The following is a 23145-nucleotide window of genomic DNA, read 5'->3' as shown; positions in this document are numbered from 1 at the left end:
GACACTATGCGCAAATTAGTCCCACTGAAGTCAATCTATGCCTTTGTTGCGGTAGCAGAGACTGGCAGCATGACAGAAGCGGCTCAACTGCTCTCTGTTAGCCACTCTGCGGTTAGCCAAGCAATCAAATCCCTAGAAAGCCAAGTGAACAAGCCTCTGTTTGATCGAGTTGGTCGCCAAGTTCGCCTCAATAATGAAGGAAAAAAATACTATCGCAAGGTCGCCCCTGCACTCGAGCAGATCGTTGATGCAACAGAAGCGCTCCTTCACGACCAAAATTCAAAACGGATTACCTTTAATATGGCCAATTCACTGGCCCTGCATTGGTGGATTCCTAGAATGTCGAGTTTACAAGACTTCGCTCCACAACTTGATGTTCGCTTATCCAACCTTATTGGGCAGTTCAGTTTGGAACAAGAAGGTATTGATGCTGCTTTAGTGCACGGTAGCCCTCAAGAGTGGCAAGATTACTACTGCGAGAAGTTGAGCGACGATGAGTTAGTCCTGGTGTGCAGCCCAGAACTATTAGATCAACCAAATAGCCAAGACATCAAACAGCTGTTATCAACCTACCCAATTATTGAAGTCACCAATGACCGCCGCAAGCACGATTGGCAAATCTGGCAGGAACAAACTGGCATAGAAAGGCCAAAAGGAAAAAAACCGGTTACCTTTGACATGTCCATTCAAGCAGTACAAGCGACCATTCGCCGTCTGGGCTTGCTGGTCACACATCGATTGTTCGTAACAGATGACATCAAATACGGCCAGTTGGTCGAACTGGGGCGGCCTATCGTTAATCCATCCCAACAATTCTACTTGATATGTCCACCGCATAAACTTAAGCATGAAGCCTTTCATTTGTTACGTTCTTGGCTACGACAAGAATTTAGCCAAACGAAAGTGTAACTTGTTGAGTATTAGCTAGGCATTAAGACATTTATTCGTTTTCTAGGTGAATAGAATAATGCCGGAATTGGTATAAAGTAAGAAGAGTACTTTCAAACCCAAGGACGGTTTTATGCGGTTGTATCATGTTTTTCTGAGTAGTGTTTTACTCATGGGACCACTGGCAGTTTGTGCAGAAACGGCGAATAACGGTGACGACTCTGATTTCACAACATTTATTATTGGCGGCCAACAAGCCTCTGCTAATCAACTCCCTTTCTTTGCTCGCCTAATATTGCACCGCACTGGCTCACGTCAGTTTGCCAACATCTGTGGTGGTACGATCGTCAATGACCGCTACATCATGACCGCTGCACACTGTGTAGAATCGGACGTATTTACTGATGGTTGGACAATCAATGATCTTCGAGTCTTAGTGAAGAACCCAACCATGAATGATGTGTTTGTGGAAGAGTTCAAAGATGTACGTTCAATTACGATTCATCCAGACTACAATCCCAATGACCTGTGGATTAACGATATCGCCATTTTGGAGCTCACTCGTCCAATCACTGATAACGTTCAATCTATCACTTTGCCGCAAGACTTTGGTGACTACAGTAACCAGTCGGTGTACCAGATCTTCGGGCTTGGGCAAACGTCAACCGACGACCAAACAGGACCGAATTACCTTCGCTGGGCAGAAATTCAGCCGCTCACCGATAGCCAATGTATTTCACTGGTGCCCGACTTCAACTCACAAGAAAGTTTGTGTGCGAATGGCTTTCCAGACCGTGATTACACAGGGATTTGTAGTGGCGATTCGGGCGGGCCATTAACCTACCAGGATAACAACGGTAACTATCAGCAAATAGGTATTGTCAGTTATGGCTCTTCTAGATGTGAATCCCCAGCGATTCCAAGCGTATTTACCGAAGTGTTGAATTACACCCCGTGGATCGAAGCACAAACCAGCGCTGGAACAAAAACGACTTATGATGCCTCGCTTGCGGCAACCGAGGATTATCATAGTGAAGGAGACTCCGGTTTTGACCCAGAAGATACCACCAGTAACGACTTTGGCAGCAATGACAGCGGTGGGGGTTCTATCGGGTTCGGATGGCTCGCATTAGGCGGTTTACTCACGTGGTTAAGACGTCGATAAACCTTGTAGCACGTGGCTTTAACCTTAGTTACACTTTTTAGAATAAAAACTCTATTTATCGAAATTTTCCTATTCATTCCATGCCGATAATCCTGTTATTATCGGCTACCCAACCATTTTCAGATCAAACTCATGAATAATGCTGCATCGGATCGCCGTATTAAAGTTAAAGCGATGCTGTTTCTGACGCTTGGTGTCACCTTCTCTGTGTTTGCCGGATTTGCCCTTTCGCAGATGTTTGTCATAGAAAAAGATGCATTCCAGCTTATCTCGGTGGTGAGTTCGGTTATGGTGGTGAGTTTTTTGCGCTATCAATGGCGAGCCTTGCCTGCAATTGTCTTGAGCTTGTTCGCCTACTATGCCTTTACCGGTCGAAGCCCTGAGCATGCCTTGTTGTATTCGCTCACCGTTCCGATCTTACCTTTTGCGTTTTCAAGCCTATTTCACTACCTCAACAGTCGCTCACTTCATCAACCTGCTGCACGGCGGATAAGCCTGTTTTTCATCATTATTGGTTGTTTATTTCCGTTCGTTAATACCATCAAAATGATGTTGGTCAACACCTTCGTTGATGGCCAGTTCTTGAGTGCCGATTTTCTGTTTTATGCAACGTTTGGTAACTACTTAACTCAATTGCTGGTTACGCCAATCTTGTACGTAGTGGTCAGTTTGTTGACCGACACCGATACCCAGTCCTACCTCGCACTGGATAAACGTTTGAGGGTCTCTAACAACCGTTGTCAAAGCTACATAACTTGGTTGGTAAGTTGCGTCGCGATTTTCTTTGCGGCCGCACTCTCTTCTTCTTCATTTATGCTCAATTCACTGAGCTTCTTTGCCGTCTTACTTGTCGTAGTTGGTTTAGCAAAACACGGTTTGATTCGCCCGCTCTTTGTAGGCTCGCCGTTTATTTTGTTGATCCTTAACGACAGTATTCGTCACTTCAATGAAGGATTGATTGGAGACAAACAGTTCTACGGCTTACTGATCATCATTACCGTACTCACTACGTTAGCTTACCTACTTGGTGGCTACTCAGTGAAACTGTTTGAGATGACCCAAAGACAAATCCGCTCAGAGCGTATCGACCCATATTCAGGGCTTTCAAACATCGCTCAGTTGAAAGAGGACATCAGTCATCAATCGCGTTCCTTGTTGATCTACCTTGACTTAACGCCAACGCTGTCGATGTTGACCGATTTAGGGCATGAGGGAAAATCTCAACTCATCATGCAGCTTAGTGAGTTTTTGTACTCACGGAACAACAGCATCAATCGCTGCTATCGCCCGCCTTTCTCTACAGGGCTGCTGAGCTTTACCCATTACTCAGATACTGCAGAGGATGACCTTAGCGAAGTCGCCGAGTACTTAGAGAGCTTCCAATTCTACTGGCGGGGTACATCCGTCGCATTGGTGTCACCAACCATCTTCTGCACGCTCGTTAGCCAAGACCAAGACATTGAGAAAGTGGTGTCGATTCTGTGCGATCAGCCACCGCAGAATGACAGCAGCATCCATTGGGTCAACATTCAATCTTTTGAAATGGACCGCGTGGACAAACTCAATCACATTCAACAGGTATTTAAGCGCGAGCAGTTTGAGTTGTTCTGCCAACCATACATGAAGCTTTCTGAATCTGAGCCGTCTAAGCACAGCTTTGAAGTGCTCCTTCGCCTGAAAGAGCGCGATGGTCAAGTTCTACCACCTTCGGCATTTTTCCCATTGATTAATCAGTTTGGATTGGAACTCAAGCTCGACCATTGGGTCATCCTCAATACCTTTCGAATTCTGAGTGACAAGGTTAAGAATTGGGATGCGATTGGGCACTGTGCCATCAACTTAACCGCCAAAACACTCAGTGCCGAAAACCTTGCAGCGCGCATTATTGAAAGTGCCCAAAGCTTTTCTATTCCGTTAAATAAGATTTGCTTTGAGATCACCGAATCATCCGCCCTGATCAATGAACAGCAAGCCATTGCAACCTTGAATTACTTGCGAAATCAGGGCTGCAAAATCGCGATAGACGACTTTGGAACAGGCTATGCTAGCTTTGCGTACTTGCGCAGATTGCCACTGGATATCCTTAAAATTGAAGGAGCGTTTGTTCGTGAGATTACGCAGAATGAAACCGACCGTTTGATCGTCAGCTCTATCGCGACGGTCGCAAAAGAAATGCATTTAGAAACAGTGGCAGAGTTTGTCGAGAGCACCGCACACATTGCGATATTAAGAGGTCTAGGCATCGACTTTGCGCAGGGTTATGGGGTCGCGAAACCGATGCCTTTGAGCGAGTATTTAGACGAGTTGTTTACGGTTGCGCACCAAACCCTACAGCCAGAGTTGGAGACGCTATAGAGCTTTGCGCTTTAAGCGAGAGTTGATGATATCTTCAATCAGCTTTTGTTCTTTCTTGGCTTTTTCGTAGTTTTGTTTAGTGCGCCAACGTTCCAGTACCTTCTCCAAGCCTTGTACACGAGCATGTTTGTATTCGAGGTGTTTTTGTACCGATGCACACTCCGCTTGCATCACCGCTTGTTCATGTTCGTGGTGACGCAGCATCTTTTGTAGCATTTGGTCTACGCGGTTGAGGTTCATCAGCGCAGCACTATTCAGCACAGGCGTGGTTAAAGCGGATTGTCCGGCGTGGTTTTTCAAGGCAGAAAGTTGCGCTAGTTGCATCGTAAGGTGGGAGTGACGCTGACGCATGACATCAAGTTGCTGCCCGACTTTGTCTCGCTGCTTCTCTTCCATCAATTGCAGCTTGCCCACCGCCTTAAGTTTCGATTCCATCTAATTCCTTAATCCGCTTATCAAGCAGCAATTACGGCTCGCTTTGAAACATCTGTGCTAACGACGTCAAACTGGTTGGATAGTCCACCGCTTCATTGGCTGACTGTTGTAAATAAGCACGTAAATGCGGATACATAGAAACCGACTGATCCAGTTCAGGATCTTGCCCTGGTTGGTATCCACCAAGAGGCAATAACTCTTTCACTTGCAGATAGTTGGAATAAAGCTGACGGAAGTTATTCGCAATCGTACTGTGCGCTTCATGGGCACAAGCGTTCATACAACGGCTGATGGAGGCGTTAATATCAATCGCTGGATAATGGCCTTGCTCAGCCAGTTGACGAGACAACACCACGTGCCCATCAAGAATAGCACGCGCCGAATCCACCACCGGGTCTTGTTGATCATCCCCCTCTGCGAGAACGGTATAGATCGCAGTTAAACTGCCGTGGGGGTTTTCGCTGTTCCCTGCTCGCTCAAGAAGCTGAGGCAATACACTGAACACCGAAGGCGGATAACCTCGTGATGCAGGTGGTTCACCTAAGGAAAGGGCAATTTCACGTTGTGCCATCGCGTAACGCGTCAATGAGTCCATCAGCAGTAAGACATCTTTGCCTTGGTCACGAAAATACTCCGCCACACGATGGCAAAGTAGTGTCGCACGCAATCGCATTAACGGAGATTCGTCGGCTGGCGCGGCAACGATAATGGCTTTTTTACGCGCTTCTGGAGTTAGGTTTCGTTCAACAAACTCACGCACCTCTCGGCCACGTTCGCCAATCAAGCCCACCACAATCACATCGGCCTCGGTGTTTTGAGTAATCATACCCATAAGGACACTTTTACCGACACCACTACCCGCCATTAAGCCGATGCGTTGTCCCTTGCCCACGGTGAGCAAACCATTGATCGCGCGGACGCCAACGTCTAAAGGCGTATCAACAGGACGACGCTTAAGTGGGTTGATCGGTTTAGGTTCAAGTGAAACACGATCTCCCCCCTTAAGCGGCGCACCGTCATCAAAAGGTTCGCCAAGTCCATTCACTACACGCCCTAGCCATTGTGAACTGAGTTGAACCGTACTGTCGCCATCAAGGGGAATCACCTTGGCGCCAGCGAACAAGCCCCCTAAGCGGCGAATTGGCATTAGGTAGGCCACGGTATGATCAAAGCCAACCACTTGTGCCTCGATCATGTCGCCTTCTGCCGTTTCCACTAAGCAGCGCTGTTCAAGTTTGAATCGGCACCCGACGGCTTGCAGCATTAAGCCGTTCACTTTAATCAAACGTCCCGTTACTCGCGCAACAGGAATCGAATCGAGCGACGCCAACGCATCACTCAATCGTTCGTTTAACAGTTCATGGCTCAATGTATTACTCATGCTCAGTCTCTACTTGTGGCATCGAGACTTCATCAAGCAAATGCTGTTTTACGTTATCCATGCAGGCTTGCAGACGTGAATCGCAGCTTGCGTCTGCCTCTGCGTCTTCTGTCACAAGTTGGCATCCACCAACGGGCAGTTCCGCATTTGCTACTAACTTCCAAGCCGTTGGTAAATCAGCATTGATTTGCGTAATTCGCTCTAAGTCCTGAGGATTGAGATGAACAATCACGCTTTCCGCTTTACCCGGCATGGCTGACAAGGTTTCATCAACAAGAGCCAGAATTTGTTGTGGCATCAAGGTGAGCTCCGCACGAATCACTTGCTGCGCTACCTTCTGCACCAGCTCACAAATCATATGACGCTGCTGTTGTTCTTTGTCATTTTGCCAACGAGATAAGACTTGAAACAGTTCATTGACGGGCTTCGCCGCTTCGACAAAGCTTTGCTTACCAGATTGCTCACCAGAGATGAATCCCTTCTGGAAGCCTTCTTTCTGCCCTTCAAGCAATCCTTGTTGTTTGCCTTGTTCAATCCCTTGACGGAGCCCTTCATCATGCCCTTGTTGTAGACCTTGCTGGAAGCCAGCCTCAAGCTGCTGTTGAACATCCGCTTGCGTATCTTGCCAACCTTGCTCGTCTAGGGCGAAGTCATCTTCAATGTTCACTGGCTGAGCCAAAGGCGGAAAGCGATGTAAACGGTAGCCGCTTGGTGGTAAGCGCATGGCACTTGATCTTCTTTCGCTCATCGCTTTACTCCACCGTTGGTTCTTCGTAGAGTACCAGTTGGATTTCGCCCGCTTCATCAAGCTCTCTTACCAACTGCATAATATCTTGGCGAGCACGCTGTACTCGGCTCAGTACCACTGCACCACGCAGCTCCATGTCGTCTTCCAATGCTTTCGCCATGCGTTGTGGCATTGAACGTTTGATGGTTTGCTGCAAGGTAATTTCGGAGCCTTTTAATGCCACCGCCCACAATTCCAACGGGATCTGCTGAACAAGCGCATCCATGGTTTCTTCGCGCTGACGGCCAAGCACCATAAAGTCGAACATGTTCTCTTCGATTTCGTTGACCACGTTTTCGTCGTGCAACTTGAGCATTTCCATCAAGGATGCGCGGTCACCTTCGAATCGGTTAATGATGTCTGCGGCCTGTTTCACGCCCGAAAGCGTTGTGCTTTGACTTGCTGACACTTTCTCGATGCAACGCTCCACCAGTTCATGCAAATCATTCGCCACTTGATGGTCGATGTCTTGCAATTGAGCTATACGGAACAAGATTTCATCGTGGTAATCCTGAGGTAGATGCTTCAAAACCGCAGAAGAGCTGTCTGCTGGCAAATAGGCCAAGAAAATAGCTTGCATCTGAGGGTGTTCATTGACAATAAAGCGTGCCAACGTTTCTGCTTCTACCCATTGTAAACGCTGCATGTTGTTGCGAATTTCATCGCCATACAGATTGTTGAGTAAGCCTTTCGCTAGGTCATTACCCAATGCTTTACGCAGCGTATTCGATAGGTACTCTTTTGATGCGCCGCGGATACCACTGTGTTCACGAAAATCTTCAAAGAAATGTTGAATCACACCTCGTGCAGAATCACTCTTAATGCCATTCAACTTTGCCATTGCACGTGTGACGCGTTGGGTTTCATCTCGGCTGAAGTGCTGCAACACTTTGGCGGCCGCATCTTCACCCATGCCCAACAGCACAAGTGCGGTTTGTTCTACATAACTAAGCGTCTGCTTTGACGTCGACTGCGCTGTGTTCATTGATGTTTACCCATTGTTTCAGAATTTCGGCTACACGCTCTGGCTCTTCGTTAGCAATAAGCTGTAGGTGTTTCAATTGAATCTCGAGTGGAGAGCCTGCTGGCGGCAGCATATCGCTGTTCACATCTAAGCCAGACGACACGGCAATGCCTTTCTCCGACAGTTTTCGGTTAAGCACTTCTTCTCGCTCACGCTCTTCACGAGTTTGAAGATTGTCGTATTCCGGCTCCACTTGTGGCTCAGCAAATTCAAGCTCTGGTGCTGGTTTGTCCGCGCCCGTTAGGTGCATGATCAAAGGACGAAGCACGAAGAAGATCATCGCTAAGCCCAGCATGCCGCCAATCACGTAGCGCAGTGGCTGCTGTACCGTCGGGTCTTGCCACCAAGGCAGTGCTGGCGGCGCATCAATCTCAATCGGAGTGAAGTTAAAGCTCATCAAACTTAGACTGTCACCACGAGTATTTGAGATACCTACGGCGTCCATGATCATGGTTGAGATCTGAGTTTTGTCCGCTTCACTCCAAGCAACGCCGTCTGGTGCCGCTTGCGAGTTAAGCAATACCGAAACGCTCAACTTTTCGATTTGGCCTTGCTGGTATTGAGTACGACGCACGCTACTGCCTACCGCATACTGACGGTTGATCTCTGAGCGCGCATTGGTGTTCTGGCTATCGTTGGTTGGTGTTTCACCCGTTACTGGCGGTTGGTTGCTCAGCGAGCCTGGAATGCCCAGCGCAATTTGATCAACAGAATTGTTTTGAATGGTGTGCTCGTTGCGAACCACTGGCGCGTTATCAAGGATCTCTTGGGTTTCCTCGACTTGGCTAAAATTCATGTCTGCCGCAACTTGTACGCGGAAGTTACTTGGCCCCACGATTGGCGTTAGCATGTCTGCCGCTCGTTGGATAATCTGCTTCTCAACACTCTTTTGGTATTCAAGGTACTTCGCGTTGACTTTACCTGCCTCGGCAGAAGCCACATCTGCACTAAGTAGTCGGCCGTATTGGTCAATCACTGAAACAAATTCCGGCTTCATTGCCGTGACACTGCCAACCACTAAATTGATGATCGCTTCCACCTGTTCTGGCTTAAGATCTTCACCCGGCTTGAGTTCTAACATGACAGAAGCCGAAGGGTTTTCCGTGTTTTGACGCACGAACAAGGTTTGACGAGGAATCGCTAAGTGCACTCGCGCGTTTGCGACCGCATTCAGCGACATGATAGTGCGCACTAACTCACCCTCTAAACCATGGCGGTAACGCGCCGTTTCCATAAACTGACTCGTACCCAGAGAGCTGTCTTCTTTAAGCGAATCTAAACCCGTAGGCAGTTTGGCTTTGACACCTTTCGACGCAAGCAACATGCGGATACGGGCGACTTCACCTTCTGGAACCAATACTTGGCCATTTTGCTCTTGCATGCGGTAGCTTATGCCTTCAGTTTCTAATACCGACACAATTTCGCCGATATCAAAACGCTCTTGCTGACTGTAAAGCGGACGGAAACTTTGCGAAGAACTCCAAAGTGCTACCACGATGATAGCCGCAACAATGGCCGCTAAAACCGCAGACAACACCAAGTTACGTTGGCTGCTTGACCACAGTTGCTTGAGTTTATTGGTTACGTCATCCATCCCACGGTTTGAGGACAGAGTCTGAGTGGAGCCGGCGTGCATTGCAGAATTTCCGGCCACTTGAGTGGATAGTTCTGACATGGGTTACACCGGCATCTTCATGATATCTTCAAAGGACATGACCACTTTGTTGCGCACTTGCATCAAAGCATTGAATGAAAGGCTCGCCTTTTGACTGGCGACCATCGCGCCGACCAAATCGTCATTCGCGCCGGTTTCAACTGCGGTCATTTTTTGGCTTGCTACCGATTGATGCTGATTGACCGTGTCGAGCACATTGGTCATCGCTTGTGAGAAAGAAATCGGTGCATTCAAAGTCTGTTGATCTAACGGGTTTGCACTCACAACAAATTCAGGTGGCTGAACTTGCGTTCGCATCGCCTCCATTTTAGACAGCATTAACTGCTCTGCTGAGACTGCATTAGTTGGTTGACTTGCCATCTACTTTTCTCCTTTTAGGCAGCCGAGCCAAGCGCCGACTGTAAATCAATACCGTGTTCGCGCATTGCTGCAAGCTTGTAACGTAACGCCCGAGTAGACACACCCAAAGCGTTGGCGGTTTTGGTTCGGTTTCCACCAAACTGACGTAATTTATCTAGGATGAATTGGAACTCGGCTTGCTTCTTCGCTTCGACATGGCCAAAGCTTGAAACAGGCTCAGCGGAAGGCACTGGCGTCAGCAATTCAATCGGCAACATTAGATCATGAGCGGTGATGTAATCCCCATGGCGCATGACAAGTGCTCGTTGAATGACGTTTTCGAGTTCGCGAATATTACCCGGCCAGTGGTACTGGCTCAGCGCAGCAATGGCATCTTGGGACAGATGACAACGGCTGCTATCTTGGTATTTTTCAATAAAGAATTGGCTGATAGGTAAGATGTCTTCTTTGCGCTCACGCAATGGCGGCCAATGCAATGGCAGCACATCTAGGCGGTAGTAAAGATCTTCACGGAACGTGCCTTTTTGCACTTCTTCACGCAAGTCTTTGTTGGTCGCGGCTATCACTCGGATATCTAACTGAATCGCTTTGTGGCTGCCAACACGTTCTACTTCGCGCTCTTGAAGTACACGTAACAACTTTGCTTGAACCGCTGGAGACATTTCACCAATTTCATCGAGCAGAATTGTGCCGCCATTGGCCTCTTCAAACTTACCACTTTGCGAGTTGGTGGCTCCGGTAAATGCCCCTTTCACGTGACCAAACAACACCGCCTCCAGCATTGATTCTGGAATAGCGGCACAGTTCACGGCAACAAACGGGCCATCATCACGAGGCGATTGCTCATGAACGTAACGCGCTAGCACTTCCTTACCCGTGCCAGATTCGCCAGTAATAAGTACGCTAGCATTAGTACACGCAGCGCGATGCGCGAGTTGAAGCACTTGTTTGCTGCGCCATGATTCGGCAACGATGTTTGCCAGTGGTTTGCCCAACGCTTCTACACGCTTGAGCAAGTTCAGCAATTGGTTTGTTTCAAATGGGCGAAGCAAGTAATCCGTCGCACCCGACTTCATCGTCTCCGCCGCCAAAATGCCCTGCTCTTGGTCAACAATCGCAATCACCACGCCAGCATTGCGCTGCTTTTGATGACAAGCGACGAACTCACGCACACACATGTCCGGTAAGTTTGAGCTGACCAACGTAATGCAAGCTCGCTCTTCCAATAGCGCGCTGCGACCAGTGCGGCTGTGTCTTGCGGAATAACCAGCATTCCCAAGTACATCAAGCACTGGTTGAGCGAGGTGTTCATTTGGCTCAACCAACAAAATATCCGTTTTCGTCATCATTGAACCTTTACCTTCTCTTGTTGGGTTTGTTGTTTTACTTCTGCGTTGTTGGTAGCAACGTTGATTTTGGCAACCACACGCTCGTTATCTCGAACAAGACGCAACGTCACGCGACGGTTTTTAGCTTGTCCCGCTTGAGTGTTATTGCTTGCTATTGGGTATCGCGAGCCATGAGCACGAACTTCAATCAACGAACGGTCAACACCTTGTTGAACCAGAGCTTCTGCGACTTGCTCCGCTCGCTGGCGAGATACAGTTAAGCTCGCCAATTGAGAGCCAACATTGTCGGTATGACCATCAACCAGAATCTTGGTGACGCGATCATCGACAGAAATGTAGCTGTATAACGCTGCGATAGTGCTTTGTTGGCTGCGACTTAGTGTTTTTTGTCCAAACTGGAATGGTAAGTTCACATCACGAGCTTGGGAGTACGACAACTTCGGCAACTGCGCTCGACATTGATTGAATGACGCCAACGCATTTTGAATTTGAATGGTTGGTAAGGTGACACTACTGATGGCGGAATCATTCTTTCCGCTTAGTGACAACGTAACCCAATTTCCGGAAGTAATGGCTTTAAGTAGGGGCTCCGTCCCATGCGTGAAAGCAAACTGATTCGTTGCTGTTGTTAATGCAAGAGAAGCCTCTTCTTTCCTTAAAAGCTCTTTTTCCCAAGGAGCGCTCTCACTAAACAATAAAACGTTATTCCATTTATTGTTGTTATTGTGAACGTCAGCAATAAATGTAACTTGGTTATTTGGTTCTGCTAGGAAATAAAACTTCCCCTGCGGAATATTTGAATGCATTAAGTTGCACTCAAATTTATTTCCTTTATATAGCCAAGTAGAAAGGTCCATGGGTATGGTGATTTTTTCACCTGCCAATGAAAAATTAGGTGAAGTTAAACCAGCTAATAGGAATACTTTAGAAAATATTATCAAACCTCTTCTTTGCAGGTATTTATCACACAACCCTGACATTGAAGGTTTAATTAAATATGCCATTGGATGAAAAAATTTGGCATAGGTAATCATATTAATTCCCTATTCTGAAATATTAAAAGTGGTCATTAATCGTTCATGCAGCTTAGAGGAGCATTCGTCGAAAGACTTTTTCAGACCAACAAAACAATGAGTTACAAAGCTCAAATTGAAAAAGTCGCTGTTTTCTCCATCAGCATAAACTGACCGAATTAACAACAACTTAGCTAATAATTGTTATAATTTTTTATTAACTCTTTTATAAGTCAAAACTAACTCTTTTTAATTTTTATTAAAAGTACCTATGGTTAGCTTCAAATCAACATGTGAACTAAAGTCACAATCTTTAAAGTTGAAACTAAAGGATCATAAAAAAGTCTGTGTAGACTGTCCGCAATTAAGTTAAAACAGTTTCGTTTGTTAACGCACGGTAAAATATAAATGGAAAGCAGAGTTAACGAGCCTATTTCCGACATCAAATTGCTTGATGTAGAGTTGCTAGGCAAACCTATTCATATCATTCGTGAAAAGCTCGAAAGTTTGATTTCAGAATCTTGTTCAAGCCTAACCAATGAATTACAAAATTGGCTCATCACCAACAAAATCGAAGCGAATTTAATTGCAGTAGAGTTACACAGATTCTCGCCAACGTTATTGGATAAAGACCAAACCTCCACTTATCAGCATCAAGATGGTGGCATGGTGTATATCCATGGAGACGCACAAGCATTAATCAAACTGGCTGACCGTTTTTACGGTGCGGCAACAGAGCGTACTTCTACTAGCTTGACCGCGAGTGACCTGCGCCTTCAAGAGCGTATCAGTCGAATCATCATCAACTGGCTAGCGCCGCAAGAAATGTGGCAGCCCTGCGAATACGAAACGCCACGAGGTATCGGTCTGCATGCTGAGCTTTCAATCGCGTTTGAAGATTTCCAAGGTGCCATTCATCTCAAGCTTGATAGCACCATGATTCAAACTTTGATCGAGCAGTTAGCCCTTCATAACGATACGGACTTGTATCAGCCGTTTTGTCGCTCTCTGGAATCAACACCGGTGCGTCTCAATGTCGTATTGAGCAAGAAAACCATGGCACTGAGTGATGTGGTCGGATTGCAACCGGACGATATATTGCCCATCGAGCTTCTCAACACCGTGCCAGTAAGCATTGGTAACCAAACTCTTTTCTCTGGTCGTGTTGCAGAACAAGACGGTCAGCTTGTATTGATCTTTAACCCAGATAAGGAATCGCAGCGATGAGCGAAGCGCAAGAGAACCAAGCATTCGACGCCGATGAATTAAACTTTGACGATTTTCAATTAGAAGATTTCGAAACCGAACAAGCTTTCGCTCCTGAGCCCGTTGCTGAGCGCGATTTGAGTTTCTTCAAAAGCATCCCGGTTACCGTGACTCTTGAGGTGGCGAGCAAAGAAATTCCTTTGGGCGACTTGATGAAAGCCGGTGAAGGAACAGTGATTGAACTGGACAAGCTCAATGGTGAACCACTTGATGTAAAAGTAAATGGTTCTCTAATGGGACAAGCGGAAGTCGTGGTCATTAACGACAAATATGGCCTACGCCTGATCAACGTTCATGATTCTGCGCTTAACAGCGTAGGTCGATAGTTTCAGGTGGGTTGTGCGATGAATGTTCTGGGTGCCAGTCAACGTCGATTACCTTTGTTGGTGATTGCATTGCTTGGTTTGCTGTTGTTTACGCTTCCAACCATGGCTGCTGACAACGGTTTAACCATCTTATCCGTTTCCGACGGGGACACGCAGCAAGAGTACAGCGTTAAGCTGCAGATTCTATTGCTGATGACGGCGCTCAGCTTCTTGCCAGCTTTCATCCTCATGGCCACCAGCTTTACGCGCATTATCGTGGTTTTGGCGATTCTGCGTCAGGCATTAGGTCTACAACAAAGCCCGCCAAACCGTGTTTTGGTCGGCATTGCACTGGCATTGACGTTACTGATCATGCGCCCTGTTTGGACCGATATCCACGACAATGCTTTTAAGCCTTATGACAATGGCGAGATCACCTTGATGCAGGCGTTTTCGGTGGCCGAAAAGCCAGTGCGAAACTTTATGTTGGCACAAACCCACCAAAGCTCGCTGGAACAAATGTTACGTATTGCCAACGAGCCCATCGACCAAAATGTGGAAGACATTTCGTTTGCAGTCGTATTGCCAGCTTTCGTCATCAGTGAGCTGAAAACCGCGTTTCAAATCGGCTTCATGTTGTTTATCCCATTCCTGATCATCGACCTTGTCGTCGCCAGCGTCTTGATGGCTATGGGTATGATGATGCTGTCACCCCTGATCATTTCTCTGCCGTTCAAATTGGTGGTGTTTGTGTTGGTCGACGGCTGGGCAATGACGGTCGGCACACTATCCGCCAGCTTTGGATAGTGGGAGCGCATCATGACACCGGAACTCACCGTTACCCTATTTTCTGATGCTGTTTGGCTGATCATCTTGATGGTGGCCGTTTTGGTCGTACCGGGTTTGATTGTCGGCCTGTGTATTGCCGTATTTCAGGCTGCAACGCAAATTAACGAGCAAACGCTAAGCTTCCTGCCACGTTTGTTGGTCACGCTGCTAATGGTGATTTTTGCCGGTCACTGGATGCTGCGAAAAATTATGGAGCTGTTTGATTTCTTGTTCCACAACATTCCGGGGATGATCGGCTAATGGCGATCACGTTTGCGGAACTGTCTGTGATTCTAGGTCAGCTTTGGTGGCCATTTTTTCGCGTCGGTGCCGTGTTCATTTCCATGCCATTTTTTGGTGACGCGTTGATTCCAGTCTGGGTTCGCAGCTTGCTTGCCATCTCAATTGTGGTGATCACCGCGCCACTGATGCCACCAATGCCAGAAGTCGAACTGTTCTCAATGACCTCGCTTTTCTTAGCGTTTGAGCAAGCGATATGGGGTCTGATGTTCGGCTTAATCCTGCACATGTTATTCAATGTTTTCACCATGCTCGGCCAGACAATTTCATTGCAAATGGGCTTGGGTATGGCCGTGATGAACGATCCGGTTAACGGTTTGTCCGTGGCGATTCTCGGTCGCATGTTCCTTATCTTCTCAACTCTGCTGTTTCTTGCGCTTGAAGGGCATTTACTGGTTATCGACATCGTCATTCAGAGCTTTGTCGTTTGGCCGGTGGGATCGGGTATCACCGCCCTGTCTTTGCAAGGCGTCGTAAATATCTTTGGGTGGATGTTTGCTTCTGCGCTTGCCTTAGCATTACCAGCGATCGTTTCTATGCTGCTCGCCAACATCAGCTTTGGTGTGATGAACCGAGCCGCGCCCTCTCTAAACGTTTATGCGCTGGGTTTTCCGATGACCATGCTCTTAGGCTTATTCAGCGTGTTGATCTCTGTCTCTGGGGTGCCAAGTCGCTATACCGCGTTAGTCCACGACACCATTCGTTTCTTAAATAACTTTATGTTGGGGGGCGCATGAGCGAACAGTCGTCTCAAGACAAAACCGAGAAAGCCTCCCCCCAGAAGGTGAAAAAAGCCCGCCAAGAAGGGCAAATTCCCCGCGCAAAAGAATTCACTACCGCGGTTATCTTTTTAGCTGTTGCGATGTTTTTCTATTCCCAGCTCAATAGCATTTGGGAGAGCATGTCGGGCGTATTCCGTTACAACATGACCTTAACCAAGGCAGACCTAGAAAACCCAAAGCAATTGGTGGAGCATCTTGGTCAAAGCCTCGCGGTGATCATTGAGATGCTCTTGCCTCTCTTCACGGTCATCATCATTGTCACCTTTGGCAGTAGCATGGTGTTAGGCGGCTGGATGTTCCGCCCAGCGAACGTGTTACCGAAACTGAGTAAGCTCAATCCTATTTCGGGCATTAAGCGTATTTTCTCCACTCGCTCAGTGGTGGAGTTGGTTAAATCCACCGTCAAAGTGTTAGTCATCTTCGGCATTCTTTATGGCTACCTAGACAACCACCTTCAGCCACTGCTTGGCATGCAAAACTTACCACTCAGCCAAGGCTTCTCACTTATCATGTCGATTCTGTTTGAAGGTCTGTTGCTAATGGGCTTTGCCCTGTTGTTGTTTGGGGTGATTGATATTCCTTATCAACGTTGGGAGCACCTCAAAGAGCTGCGCATGACCAAACAAGAGCTGAAAGAAGAGTTTAAGAACAACGAAGGTCGACCTGAAGTTAAACAACGCATTCGCCAAATTCAGCAACAGTTCGCACGTCGAAAAATCGACAAGATGGTGCCCACCGCAGACGTGGTGATCACAAACCCGACCCACTATGCCGTTGCATTGAAGTACGAGCCATCCCTGTCCGATGCACCATTTGTGGTAGCCAAAGGCGTCGATGAAACCGCCATGCACATTCAACGCATCGCACGCGAGAACAAAGTTGAGATCATCAACTCGCCGCCGCTGACTCGTTCGATTTATCACACCACTGCGATTGAACAAGCCATACCAAGCCAGCTCTACATCGCCGTGGCACACATTCTGACTTACGTTTTGCAGTTGAAAGCCTTCCGTAAAGGGGATGGAAAAGAGCCAACGCCTTTGCCTCATTTTTCAATTCCAAAGCATTTGCAACACTGATTAACCCGCGTTTACCCAAGGACACCAGAGTATGTTTAACCGGTTAAAACAACTTCAAACTTCCACCAAAGGCTACATTGGCATTCCAATCGTCTTGTTGATGGTACTGGCGATGGTCATCTTGCCTTTGCCACCCTTGCTATTGGATGCGCTGTTCACCTTCAATATCGTATTAGCCATCTTAGTATTGTTGGTCAGCACCACAGCGAAGCGACCACTCGACTTTTCGATTTTCCCAACCATTCTGTTGGTCGCGACCTTGCTGCGTCTTACTCTGAACGTGGCTTCAACGCGTATCGTATTGCTTGAAGGCCACAACGGCGGCGATGCTGCTGGTAAGGTGATTCAAGCCTTCGGTGAAGTGGTGATCGGCGGTAACTACGTGGTCGGTATGGTGGTGTTCATCATCTTGATGATCATTAACTTTGTCGTGATCACCAAAGGTGGCGAACGTATTTCTGAAGTATCAGCACGCTTTACCTTGGATGCGCTACCGGGCAAACAAATGGCCATCGATGCCGACTTAAATGCAGGCTTGATTGACCAAGAAACCGCACGTCAACGCCGCAAAGAAGTGGCGAACGAAGCAGACTTCCACGGTTCAATGGATGGTGCGTCCAAGTTTGTTCGTGGTGATGCGGTTGCCGGCTTGCTGATCCTGTTCATCAACATCATTGGTGGTATCAGCATTGGTGTATTCGAGCACGGATTGCCTGCATCAGAAGCCTTCAAGACTTACGCCCTACTGACTATCGGTGACGGCTTAGTTGCTCAAATTCCATCACTGTTGCTTGCTACCGCTGCCGCGATTATCGTGACGCGTATTAACGACAGCGATAACGGCATGTCGGAAACCATGCACAAGCAGTTGCTCGCAACTCCGGCTACCTTGTTTACCGTAGCAGCGATCATGGTTGTTATTGGTATAGTTCCGGGAATGCCTCATCTCGCGTTCTTCACCTTTGCAGCAGTATTGGCATTTGCAGGTTGGCGACAGAGCAAAAAGCCAGTGCAAGATACGCAAATCGACCAAGTAGAAGCACTTTCTCATGCGATGCAGGAAGAAGAAACCGCACTTACTTGGGACGATATTCCTCATGTCCATACCCTGTCTCTGGCGTTGGGCTACCGATTGGTGCACTTGGTTAACAAAGAGCAAGGTGCACCTTTGGCGCAGCGTATTCGCGGTGTTCGTCGTAATCTATCCGAACAAGTGGGCTTTCTACTTCCGGAAGTGCGTATCCGCGACAACTTAAGTTTAAAGCCGAACCAATACACTATTGCTCTGAACGGCGAAGTGATTGAGCAAGGCTTTATCGAGCCAGAACGTTTGATGGCGATTGCCGTGGGTGAAACCTATGGCGAAGTGGATGGTATTCTTGGCAGTGACCCAGCCTACCAACTGCCTGCGGTTTGGATTGAACATCAAGACAAAGCGAAAGCGCTGAACATGGGCTACCAAGTGGTTGATGATGGCACGGTTATCGCCACACACATCAGCAAAATCATGAAAACCAATTTGGCTGAATTGTTTACCCATGACGATGTTGAAGCCATGACTCAACGTCTTACGGCGCAAGCGCCAAAATTGGCTGAAGCCTTAGCCGCTGCACTAACGCCAGCACAGCAACTTAAGGTTTACCGTCAGCTTCTGCTCGACCAAGTGCCATTGAAAGACATTCGCACCATCGCTAACACCATGTTGGAATCTTCAGAAAACACCAAAGATCCGATTTTACTCGCGGCGGATGTTCGCTGCGCACTTAAGCGAACCTTGGTTAACTTAGTCGCAGGTCAGAAAAACGAACTGAACGTCTACGCCTTGTCTGATGAACTTGAACAGATGCTAATGACGTCGTTACAACAAGCACAAGCCGCAGGCGCTGTCATGCTCGATAGTTTCCCAATCGAGCCAAACATTCTTAGCCAGTTCCAACAGAACTTGCCTTTAATTCGTCAGCAATTGAAGCAACAAGGGCTGCCGCCAATCTTATTGGTCATGCCTCAACTGCGCCCATTGCTGGCACGATACGCACGTACCTTTACCCAAGGATTGGCGGTACTGTCTTACAATGAAATTCCAGAAAACAAACAGATCAACGTGGTAGGAAACCTTGGTTAATCTCATCTCAACAAAAGCGATGTACGACTATTTGTGCGATCTCGCACTGCAACACATTGTCACGGACGACGACCAACTGGTGTTTGATGCACTTAAACACAATGACATTCAACACGCCTGTCAGGCCATCCGTGAAACCAAAACTGGCGAGGTGGAATACCAACACCTCACTCTACGCTTTGGCCTACGCGGCGAACAGAGTGTCTATCAGTTTGAACTGTCAGAGCAAATGCAATATTGCTTAGATTTTTACAGCTTGTATTTAGCGCTACGCCAAACACAGTTCCAACTTGAGACCTTTCATCCCGACCTTATCAGCAATGTCGTCGTGCCCATTCGTGTTGACGCTTTGTTGTGGCAGGCAGGCGGCTATTTTTTGAATCAAATGATTCAGTTCCACAAGGCGGCATTTCAGCATGTGGTACCCTCTTTGCAGGCCGATGAAGCCCTGTGTCTGCACGAACGAGTCACCACTTTGGTTGAGCAACTGAAAGACAATGCGTATGCCTTATGGTTTGAAATCGCGACCAGCCAAGCACACTTCGAGCGCATCGCTGAGTTTGAACCCGACATGATCAAGCTGTCCGTCACCATGGAAAACAAACAAGATCAGCACGCGTTCCTACCTATAGCGCGCTTTCTGCGTCGCAACCAATTTCCTTGGGTAGCCGGGAGAGTCGCAAGCCAAAATGAGCTCAATCGCTACCGCTTACTTGGTGCGAGTTATTACTTCGGCTATTTCAGTGATATTCCCACCTCATTGTCGTTTAAATCGTTCGACGATGAATAAACTGGGATAACGATAAAGGGCGAGTTCAGCAATAAGAACTCGCCCTTTTTTAAGTCTGAATAGCCTTAAAATGCGGATTTTCTGGAATAGACATCACCAAAAATCATCAAATTAGGCGATTTCGAAAAAATTTTTAAATTTCCAATTAATCATTAAAACCAACCGACCGCCTCTAGTTAGTGAGCGGGGCGATAGTCCCACATTGAACAATCAAGGAGAACAGATTATGGCTCTATCAATGCACACTAACTACGCTTCGCTGGTTACTCAAAACACGCTAAGCAACACTAGTAACCTACTTAACACTGCAATGGAGCGTTTGAGCACTGGTTACCGCATCAACTCAGCAGCAGACGATGCAGCTGGCCTACAAATCTCTAACCGTTTAGAAGCTCAAACTCGCGGTATGAGTGTAGCGATGCGTAATGCACAAGACGGTACGTCTATGCTGCAAACAGCGGAAGGTGCTTTCGATGAAGCAACTAACATTCTGTACCGTATGAACGACCTAGCGACTCAGTCTGCAAACGGCACAAACACAGCAAAAGACCAAGATGCTCTTCAAAAAGAATTTGCAGAACTAGGTACTGAGCTACAAAACATCATGGATAACACCAAATACGCTGGCGATACATTGATTACTGGTGCTGGTATTAAAGCGGGTGGTCTTACTCTACAAATCGGTTCTTCTTCTGCAGAAACTCTAGACCTAGCAACAACAGTAGATACTGACGTTGCAGCGGCACATACTGCTCTAAAAACAACAGTACCAGGCCTAGACATTGGCAGCGGTGGTGATGCAAGCGCAGCTATGGATGCTCTAGTTACAGCTATTGATGAAGTAGGTGCAGCACGCTCTGGATTGGGTGCAACAATCAACCGCCTAGACCACACAGTAGTGAACCTAAGCAACATGGTTGAGAACACATCTGCAGCGAAAGGCCGTATCACTGACGCAGATTTTGCAGTTGAATCTTCAAACATGACTAAGAACCAAATGCTAATGCAAGCAGGTACCACAGTTCTTTCTCAAACTAACCAGCTGCCAGGCATGGCAATGTCGCTACTGCGTTAATAGAACCTTTCTATTCGCTAACAACGCGCAAAATTTAGTTCGTCCGAAAGCTCAAAGCCTCCCCTTCATCCGGGAGGCTTTTTCTTTGTCTGCAAAAAAGCGTTTGGAAAAGAATTCTAGCGACGGATGTAGATGGAAGTGGCTTCGTTGGTGTGGCTAGCAGGAATACGGAAACCGGCTTTTAGCATGGTGTTGTGCAAAACCTTGTTGAACAACTCCAACTCGGCGGACTCTACTCCTCGATGAGGTTGATACGCTTTGAGTTCGGGGAATCGAGAGATCGCTTCTATGCGGATGTTCGCCAGTTCTTCGGCATTAATGTTCTGTTTACTGCGTAGTTTAGTGCCAATGAAAGCCTCATACGCACGGGCACACTTCATCAGTCGTAAAACAAATTCATTCATTACTGTCGTTCTTTTTAGTCGAATTGGGGGGAATAGCCAGACGTTAGCAACCACAAAAATTGCAGGGGCATAAGATAGCAAACCTTTGCATTCAGACAGGGTCAGAAAAATCTGAATCCTTTAGCAGTAAACGCCGAATTCTGCTCGTTATGCATACAACCCCATACCTCTTCTTTCTTTCCTCCATTGGATTAAATCTTTCAGCCTTTTTGGTCGCCTGTTTTATTTGGGAAACCCCTTTAACCATCAAGGGGAAAGCGGAACCAACAAGGTGGAAAAAGCGCTTCCTCCCAACTAACAAAAAATATCGTAAGATACTGTTTTATATAGATATAAACATCAGGCACACATCTTGCGATTGAGTATTTATTACTGGCACAACAAAAGCCAAATACAGATGAGAGAGGGAGCGACCTCATGAGTTCGTTAGATCCAATTACTATGGCAACCCAGTTCGCCACGTTAGATGTTCAGCCATTTCAACAGCGCTACCAATTGCAAGCCGATCGATACCAGGCGCAGCTTACTGCTTTAGGTAAGGTGGAAAGTGCACTACGTGAGTTCCGCACTGCGGTTAACGAGATGAACAGCAGCACAAACAGCATCATCAAGAATACGGCAACGACCTCTCAAGATGGCTTTTTCACCGCGAGTGCCGATGCGAACGCGTTAGTCGGTAACTACCAGATCTTTGTTGAGCAAGTCGCAACGTCACACCAAATCTCTACTGGCATGCCAGCAAATCTAGATGCCTCAACGGAAGTTCCGACTACAGGCACTCTAGAGTTCACCATCAACGGTGAAACTATGACGTTAGATATGTCGACGGTAGATACCGACGGCGATGGCAAAGCGACCGTGACAGACCTAGTCAGTGCAATCAACAACAACCCTGATAACCCAGGCGTAAATGCCACACTTGTTCGCTCAAACGGACAAACACACTTAATGCTCTCTAGTACCGAGACAGGCGTGGCAAACACCATCAATGTCAATGCGACGGGAACAGGACAAGCTTGGTTTGAAGATGCGTTCACCAACACGACAGAAATCAGCAAACCACAAGATGCTGTTATCTGGCTTGGCGCGGAAGGCACAGGACTTCAGCTCACCAACTCTAGCAATACTTTTGAAGGCGTGATTGATGGTGTCGACATCACCGTCACCAAAGCACAAACCTCAGGAGAAGCGCCGATCTCAATGGAAGTAGGCGCAGATAGCGAGGGAACGAAAGAACAAATCACCAAGTTTGTCGATACCTATAACGCATTGATTTCGACCTTAGATGAGTACACTCAAATCGGCGGCGAAGACCAAGCTCGTGGTGTGCTCGCCAGTGACCCTACCCTGCGCTCTATTGAGAGCCAATTGAATACGCTCGTTCGTGGAGAGCATGGTGGTATGCGTTTAAGTGAAGTCGGCATCACTATTGATCGTGACGGCAAAATGAAAGTCGATCAGGATAAGTTTGCCGAAGCACAGAAGAACAACAGTGCTGCACTAGAAACCATGTTTAACGGTGATGGCGCCTTGCTCGACTCGCTTGATGACATGGCAGAACCATTCTTGAAGTTCTCTTCAGGCACGTTCAATTCTCGCAAAGATGCGCTGCAAGCCAACTTAGACCGAATTGAAGACAAACAAACCACTTTAGAACGCAAGTACGAGATGTCGTACAACCGCTACCTCACCCAGTTTACTCAAATGAACACCTTAATGACGCAAATGAACCAAACCATGTCGATGTTTGGTTAAGGCTTTA

General features: G+C 47.3%; 22 protein-coding genes. 13 read left to right on the top strand and 9 right to left on the bottom strand.

Annotation, left to right across the window (positions count from 1 at the left end):
• Positions 1-6: 6 nt before the first annotated feature.
• The 3 genes from QTO06_RS08885 to QTO06_RS08875 all read left to right on the top strand — a co-directional run bounded on the left by QTO06_RS08885 (position 7) and on the right by QTO06_RS08875 (position 4408).
• Positions 7-909, top strand: a complete 903-nt coding sequence (locus QTO06_RS08885) for a LysR substrate-binding domain-containing protein (RefSeq protein WP_331407480.1) — start codon at positions 7-9, stop codon at positions 907-909.
• 151 nt (positions 910-1060) lie between these two features.
• Entirely contained in the window at positions 1061-2053 is a 993-nt protein-coding gene (locus QTO06_RS08880; RefSeq protein ID WP_331407479.1) for a trypsin-like serine protease, read from the top strand.
• 132 nt (positions 2054-2185) lie between these two features.
• On the top strand, positions 2186-4408 hold the full coding sequence (locus QTO06_RS08875) for an EAL domain-containing protein (RefSeq protein WP_331407477.1): 2223 nt from the start codon (positions 2186-2188) through the stop codon (positions 4406-4408).
• On the opposite strand, the gene fliJ is transcribed toward QTO06_RS08875, so the two are convergent.
• Genes fliJ through QTO06_RS08835 form a run of 8 tightly spaced genes read right to left on the bottom strand, consistent with a single transcriptional unit; the run spans position 4403 to position 12354 of the window.
• A complete protein-coding gene (fliJ, locus tag QTO06_RS08870) occupies positions 4403-4843 on the bottom strand; it encodes a flagellar export protein FliJ (RefSeq protein ID WP_038895910.1) in 441 nt (146 codons plus the stop codon). The two genes, QTO06_RS08875 and fliJ, sit on opposite strands and share 6 nt — an antisense overlap.
• A 31-nt stretch (positions 4844-4874) precedes the next feature.
• Complete coding sequence (gene fliI / locus QTO06_RS08865; RefSeq protein ID WP_331407475.1) at positions 4875-6224, bottom strand: flagellar protein export ATPase FliI; 1350 nt, start codon at positions 6222-6224, stop codon at positions 4875-4877.
• Positions 6217-6972 (bottom strand): flagellar assembly protein FliH, encoded by a 756-nt coding sequence (gene fliH / locus QTO06_RS08860; protein ID WP_331407474.1) that lies wholly within the window; start codon positions 6970-6972, stop codon positions 6217-6219. Before fliH ends, fliI begins: the two co-directional genes overlap by 8 nt.
• A gap of 4 nt (positions 6973-6976) precedes the next feature.
• Positions 6977-7996, bottom strand: a complete 1020-nt coding sequence (locus tag QTO06_RS08855; RefSeq protein WP_331407473.1) for a flagellar motor switch protein FliG — start codon at positions 7994-7996, stop codon at positions 6977-6979.
• Entirely contained in the window at positions 7959-9710 is a 1752-nt protein-coding gene (fliF, locus tag QTO06_RS08850; RefSeq protein ID WP_005435986.1) for a flagellar basal-body MS-ring/collar protein FliF, read from the bottom strand. The genes QTO06_RS08855 and fliF overlap by 38 nt, the downstream gene beginning before the upstream one ends.
• Positions 9711-9713: 3 nt before the next feature.
• Positions 9714-10070 (bottom strand): flagellar hook-basal body complex protein FliE, encoded by a 357-nt coding sequence (gene fliE, locus QTO06_RS08845; RefSeq protein ID WP_331407472.1) that lies wholly within the window; start codon positions 10068-10070, stop codon positions 9714-9716.
• A 14-nt stretch (positions 10071-10084) separates the two neighbouring features.
• Positions 10085-11416 (bottom strand): sigma-54-dependent transcriptional regulator, encoded by a 1332-nt coding sequence (locus QTO06_RS08840; protein WP_009704998.1) that lies wholly within the window; start codon positions 11414-11416, stop codon positions 10085-10087.
• On the bottom strand, positions 11416-12354 hold the full coding sequence (locus QTO06_RS08835; RefSeq protein WP_331407507.1) for a MotY family protein: 939 nt from the start codon (positions 12352-12354) through the stop codon (positions 11416-11418). The genes QTO06_RS08840 and QTO06_RS08835 overlap by 1 nt, the downstream gene beginning before the upstream one ends.
• Before the next feature lie 486 nt (positions 12355-12840).
• Between QTO06_RS08835 and QTO06_RS08830 the strand changes: the two genes are divergently transcribed.
• From QTO06_RS08830 to lafA, 9 genes are all read left to right on the top strand, one after another.
• Positions 12841-13659 (top strand): FliM/FliN family flagellar motor switch protein, encoded by an 819-nt coding sequence (locus QTO06_RS08830; protein WP_331407470.1) that lies wholly within the window; start codon positions 12841-12843, stop codon positions 13657-13659.
• A complete protein-coding gene (gene fliN / locus QTO06_RS08825) occupies positions 13656-14024 on the top strand; it encodes a flagellar motor switch protein FliN (RefSeq protein ID WP_005435977.1) in 369 nt (122 codons plus the stop codon). The genes QTO06_RS08830 and fliN overlap by 4 nt, the downstream gene beginning before the upstream one ends.
• A gap of 18 nt (positions 14025-14042) precedes the next feature.
• The gene (gene fliP / locus QTO06_RS08820; protein ID WP_032802164.1) at positions 14043-14810 is read left to right on the top strand and encodes a flagellar type III secretion system pore protein FliP; all 768 of its coding nucleotides are present in this window, start codon (positions 14043-14045) and stop codon (positions 14808-14810) included.
• A 12-nt stretch (positions 14811-14822) separates the two neighbouring features.
• The gene (gene fliQ / locus QTO06_RS08815; RefSeq protein WP_005375036.1) at positions 14823-15092 is read left to right on the top strand and encodes a flagellar biosynthesis protein FliQ; all 270 of its coding nucleotides are present in this window, start codon (positions 14823-14825) and stop codon (positions 15090-15092) included.
• Positions 15092-15868 (top strand): flagellar biosynthetic protein FliR, encoded by a 777-nt coding sequence (gene fliR / locus QTO06_RS08810; RefSeq protein ID WP_331407469.1) that lies wholly within the window; start codon positions 15092-15094, stop codon positions 15866-15868. Before fliQ ends, fliR begins: the two co-directional genes overlap by 1 nt.
• Entirely contained in the window at positions 15865-16992 is a 1128-nt protein-coding gene (gene flhB, locus QTO06_RS08805) for a flagellar biosynthesis protein FlhB (protein ID WP_005435967.1), read from the top strand. Before fliR ends, flhB begins: the two co-directional genes overlap by 4 nt.
• A gap of 31 nt (positions 16993-17023) precedes the next feature.
• On the top strand, positions 17024-19114 hold the full coding sequence (gene flhA / locus QTO06_RS08800; protein WP_038895901.1) for a flagellar biosynthesis protein FlhA: 2091 nt from the start codon (positions 17024-17026) through the stop codon (positions 19112-19114).
• Positions 19107-19904 carry an EAL domain-containing protein gene (locus QTO06_RS08795; RefSeq protein ID WP_331407467.1) on the top strand — a complete coding sequence of 266 codons (798 nt, stop codon included), beginning with the start codon at positions 19107-19109 and terminating at the stop codon, positions 19902-19904. Before flhA ends, QTO06_RS08795 begins: the two co-directional genes overlap by 8 nt.
• Positions 19905-20130: 226 nt before the next feature.
• Positions 20131-20979 (top strand): lateral flagellin LafA, encoded by an 849-nt coding sequence (lafA, locus tag QTO06_RS08790; protein ID WP_005435961.1) that lies wholly within the window; start codon positions 20131-20133, stop codon positions 20977-20979.
• A 116-nt stretch (positions 20980-21095) separates the two neighbouring features.
• Here the strand turns inward: lafA and QTO06_RS08785 are convergent, their stop codons facing one another.
• A complete protein-coding gene (locus QTO06_RS08785) occupies positions 21096-21383 on the bottom strand; it encodes a hypothetical protein (RefSeq protein WP_005435960.1) in 288 nt (95 codons plus the stop codon).
• Positions 21384-21800: 417 nt separating this feature from the next.
• On the opposite strand from QTO06_RS08785, the gene fliD reads away from it, so the two are divergent.
• Entirely contained in the window at positions 21801-23138 is a 1338-nt protein-coding gene (gene fliD / locus QTO06_RS08780) for a flagellar filament capping protein FliD (protein WP_331407465.1), read from the top strand.
• Positions 23139-23145: the final 7 nt, after the last annotated feature.

Origin of the sequence: Vibrio sp. M260121 (assembly GCF_036533715.1) — a bacterium.
Lineage (GTDB): Bacteria > Pseudomonadota > Gammaproteobacteria > Enterobacterales > Vibrionaceae > Vibrio.
Note: the sequence above shows the minus strand (reverse complement) of the source record. Positions and strands in the feature narration are given on the sequence as shown.

What these genes read in the sequence shown, in the direction of transcription:
- QTO06_RS08885 (WP_331407480.1), top strand. Translation starts at nt 7, where the DNA reads ATGCGCAAATTAGTCCCACTGAAGTCAATCTATGCCTTTGTTGCGGTA.
- QTO06_RS08880 (WP_331407479.1), top strand. Translation starts at nt 1,061, where the DNA reads ATGGGACCACTGGCAGTTTGTGCAGAAACGGCGAATAACGGTGACGAC.
- QTO06_RS08875 (WP_331407477.1), top strand. Translation starts at nt 2,186, where the DNA reads ATGAATAATGCTGCATCGGATCGCCGTATTAAAGTTAAAGCGATGCTG.
- fliJ (WP_038895910.1), bottom strand. Translation starts at nt 4,843, where the DNA reads ATGGAATCGAAACTTAAGGCGGTGGGCAAGCTGCAATTGATGGAAGAG.
- fliI (WP_331407475.1), bottom strand. Translation starts at nt 6,224, where the DNA reads ATGAGTAATACATTGAGCCATGAACTGTTAAACGAACGATTGAGTGAT.
- fliH (WP_331407474.1), bottom strand. Translation starts at nt 6,972, where the DNA reads ATGAGCGAAAGAAGATCAAGTGCCATGCGCTTACCACCAAGCGGCTAC.
- QTO06_RS08855 (WP_331407473.1), bottom strand. Translation starts at nt 7,996, where the DNA reads ATGAACACAGCGCAGTCGACGTCAAAGCAGACGCTTAGTTATGTAGAA.
- fliF (WP_005435986.1), bottom strand. Translation starts at nt 9,710, where the DNA reads ATGTCAGAACTATCCACTCAAGTGGCCGGAAATTCTGCAATGCACGCC.
- fliE (WP_331407472.1), bottom strand. Translation starts at nt 10,070, where the DNA reads ATGGCAAGTCAACCAACTAATGCAGTCTCAGCAGAGCAGTTAATGCTG.
- QTO06_RS08840 (WP_009704998.1), bottom strand. Translation starts at nt 11,416, where the DNA reads ATGACGAAAACGGATATTTTGTTGGTTGAGCCAAATGAACACCTCGCT.
- QTO06_RS08830 (WP_331407470.1), top strand. Translation starts at nt 12,841, where the DNA reads ATGGAAAGCAGAGTTAACGAGCCTATTTCCGACATCAAATTGCTTGAT.
- fliN (WP_005435977.1), top strand. Translation starts at nt 13,656, where the DNA reads ATGAGCGAAGCGCAAGAGAACCAAGCATTCGACGCCGATGAATTAAAC.
- fliP (WP_032802164.1), top strand. Translation starts at nt 14,043, where the DNA reads ATGAATGTTCTGGGTGCCAGTCAACGTCGATTACCTTTGTTGGTGATT.
- fliQ (WP_005375036.1), top strand. Translation starts at nt 14,823, where the DNA reads ATGACACCGGAACTCACCGTTACCCTATTTTCTGATGCTGTTTGGCTG.
- fliR (WP_331407469.1), top strand. Translation starts at nt 15,092, where the DNA reads ATGGCGATCACGTTTGCGGAACTGTCTGTGATTCTAGGTCAGCTTTGG.
- flhB (WP_005435967.1), top strand. Translation starts at nt 15,865, where the DNA reads ATGAGCGAACAGTCGTCTCAAGACAAAACCGAGAAAGCCTCCCCCCAG.
- flhA (WP_038895901.1), top strand. Translation starts at nt 17,024, where the DNA reads ATGTTTAACCGGTTAAAACAACTTCAAACTTCCACCAAAGGCTACATT.
- lafA (WP_005435961.1), top strand. Translation starts at nt 20,131, where the DNA reads ATGGCTCTATCAATGCACACTAACTACGCTTCGCTGGTTACTCAAAAC.
- QTO06_RS08785 (WP_005435960.1), bottom strand. Translation starts at nt 21,383, where the DNA reads ATGAATGAATTTGTTTTACGACTGATGAAGTGTGCCCGTGCGTATGAG.
- fliD (WP_331407465.1), top strand. Translation starts at nt 21,801, where the DNA reads ATGAGTTCGTTAGATCCAATTACTATGGCAACCCAGTTCGCCACGTTA.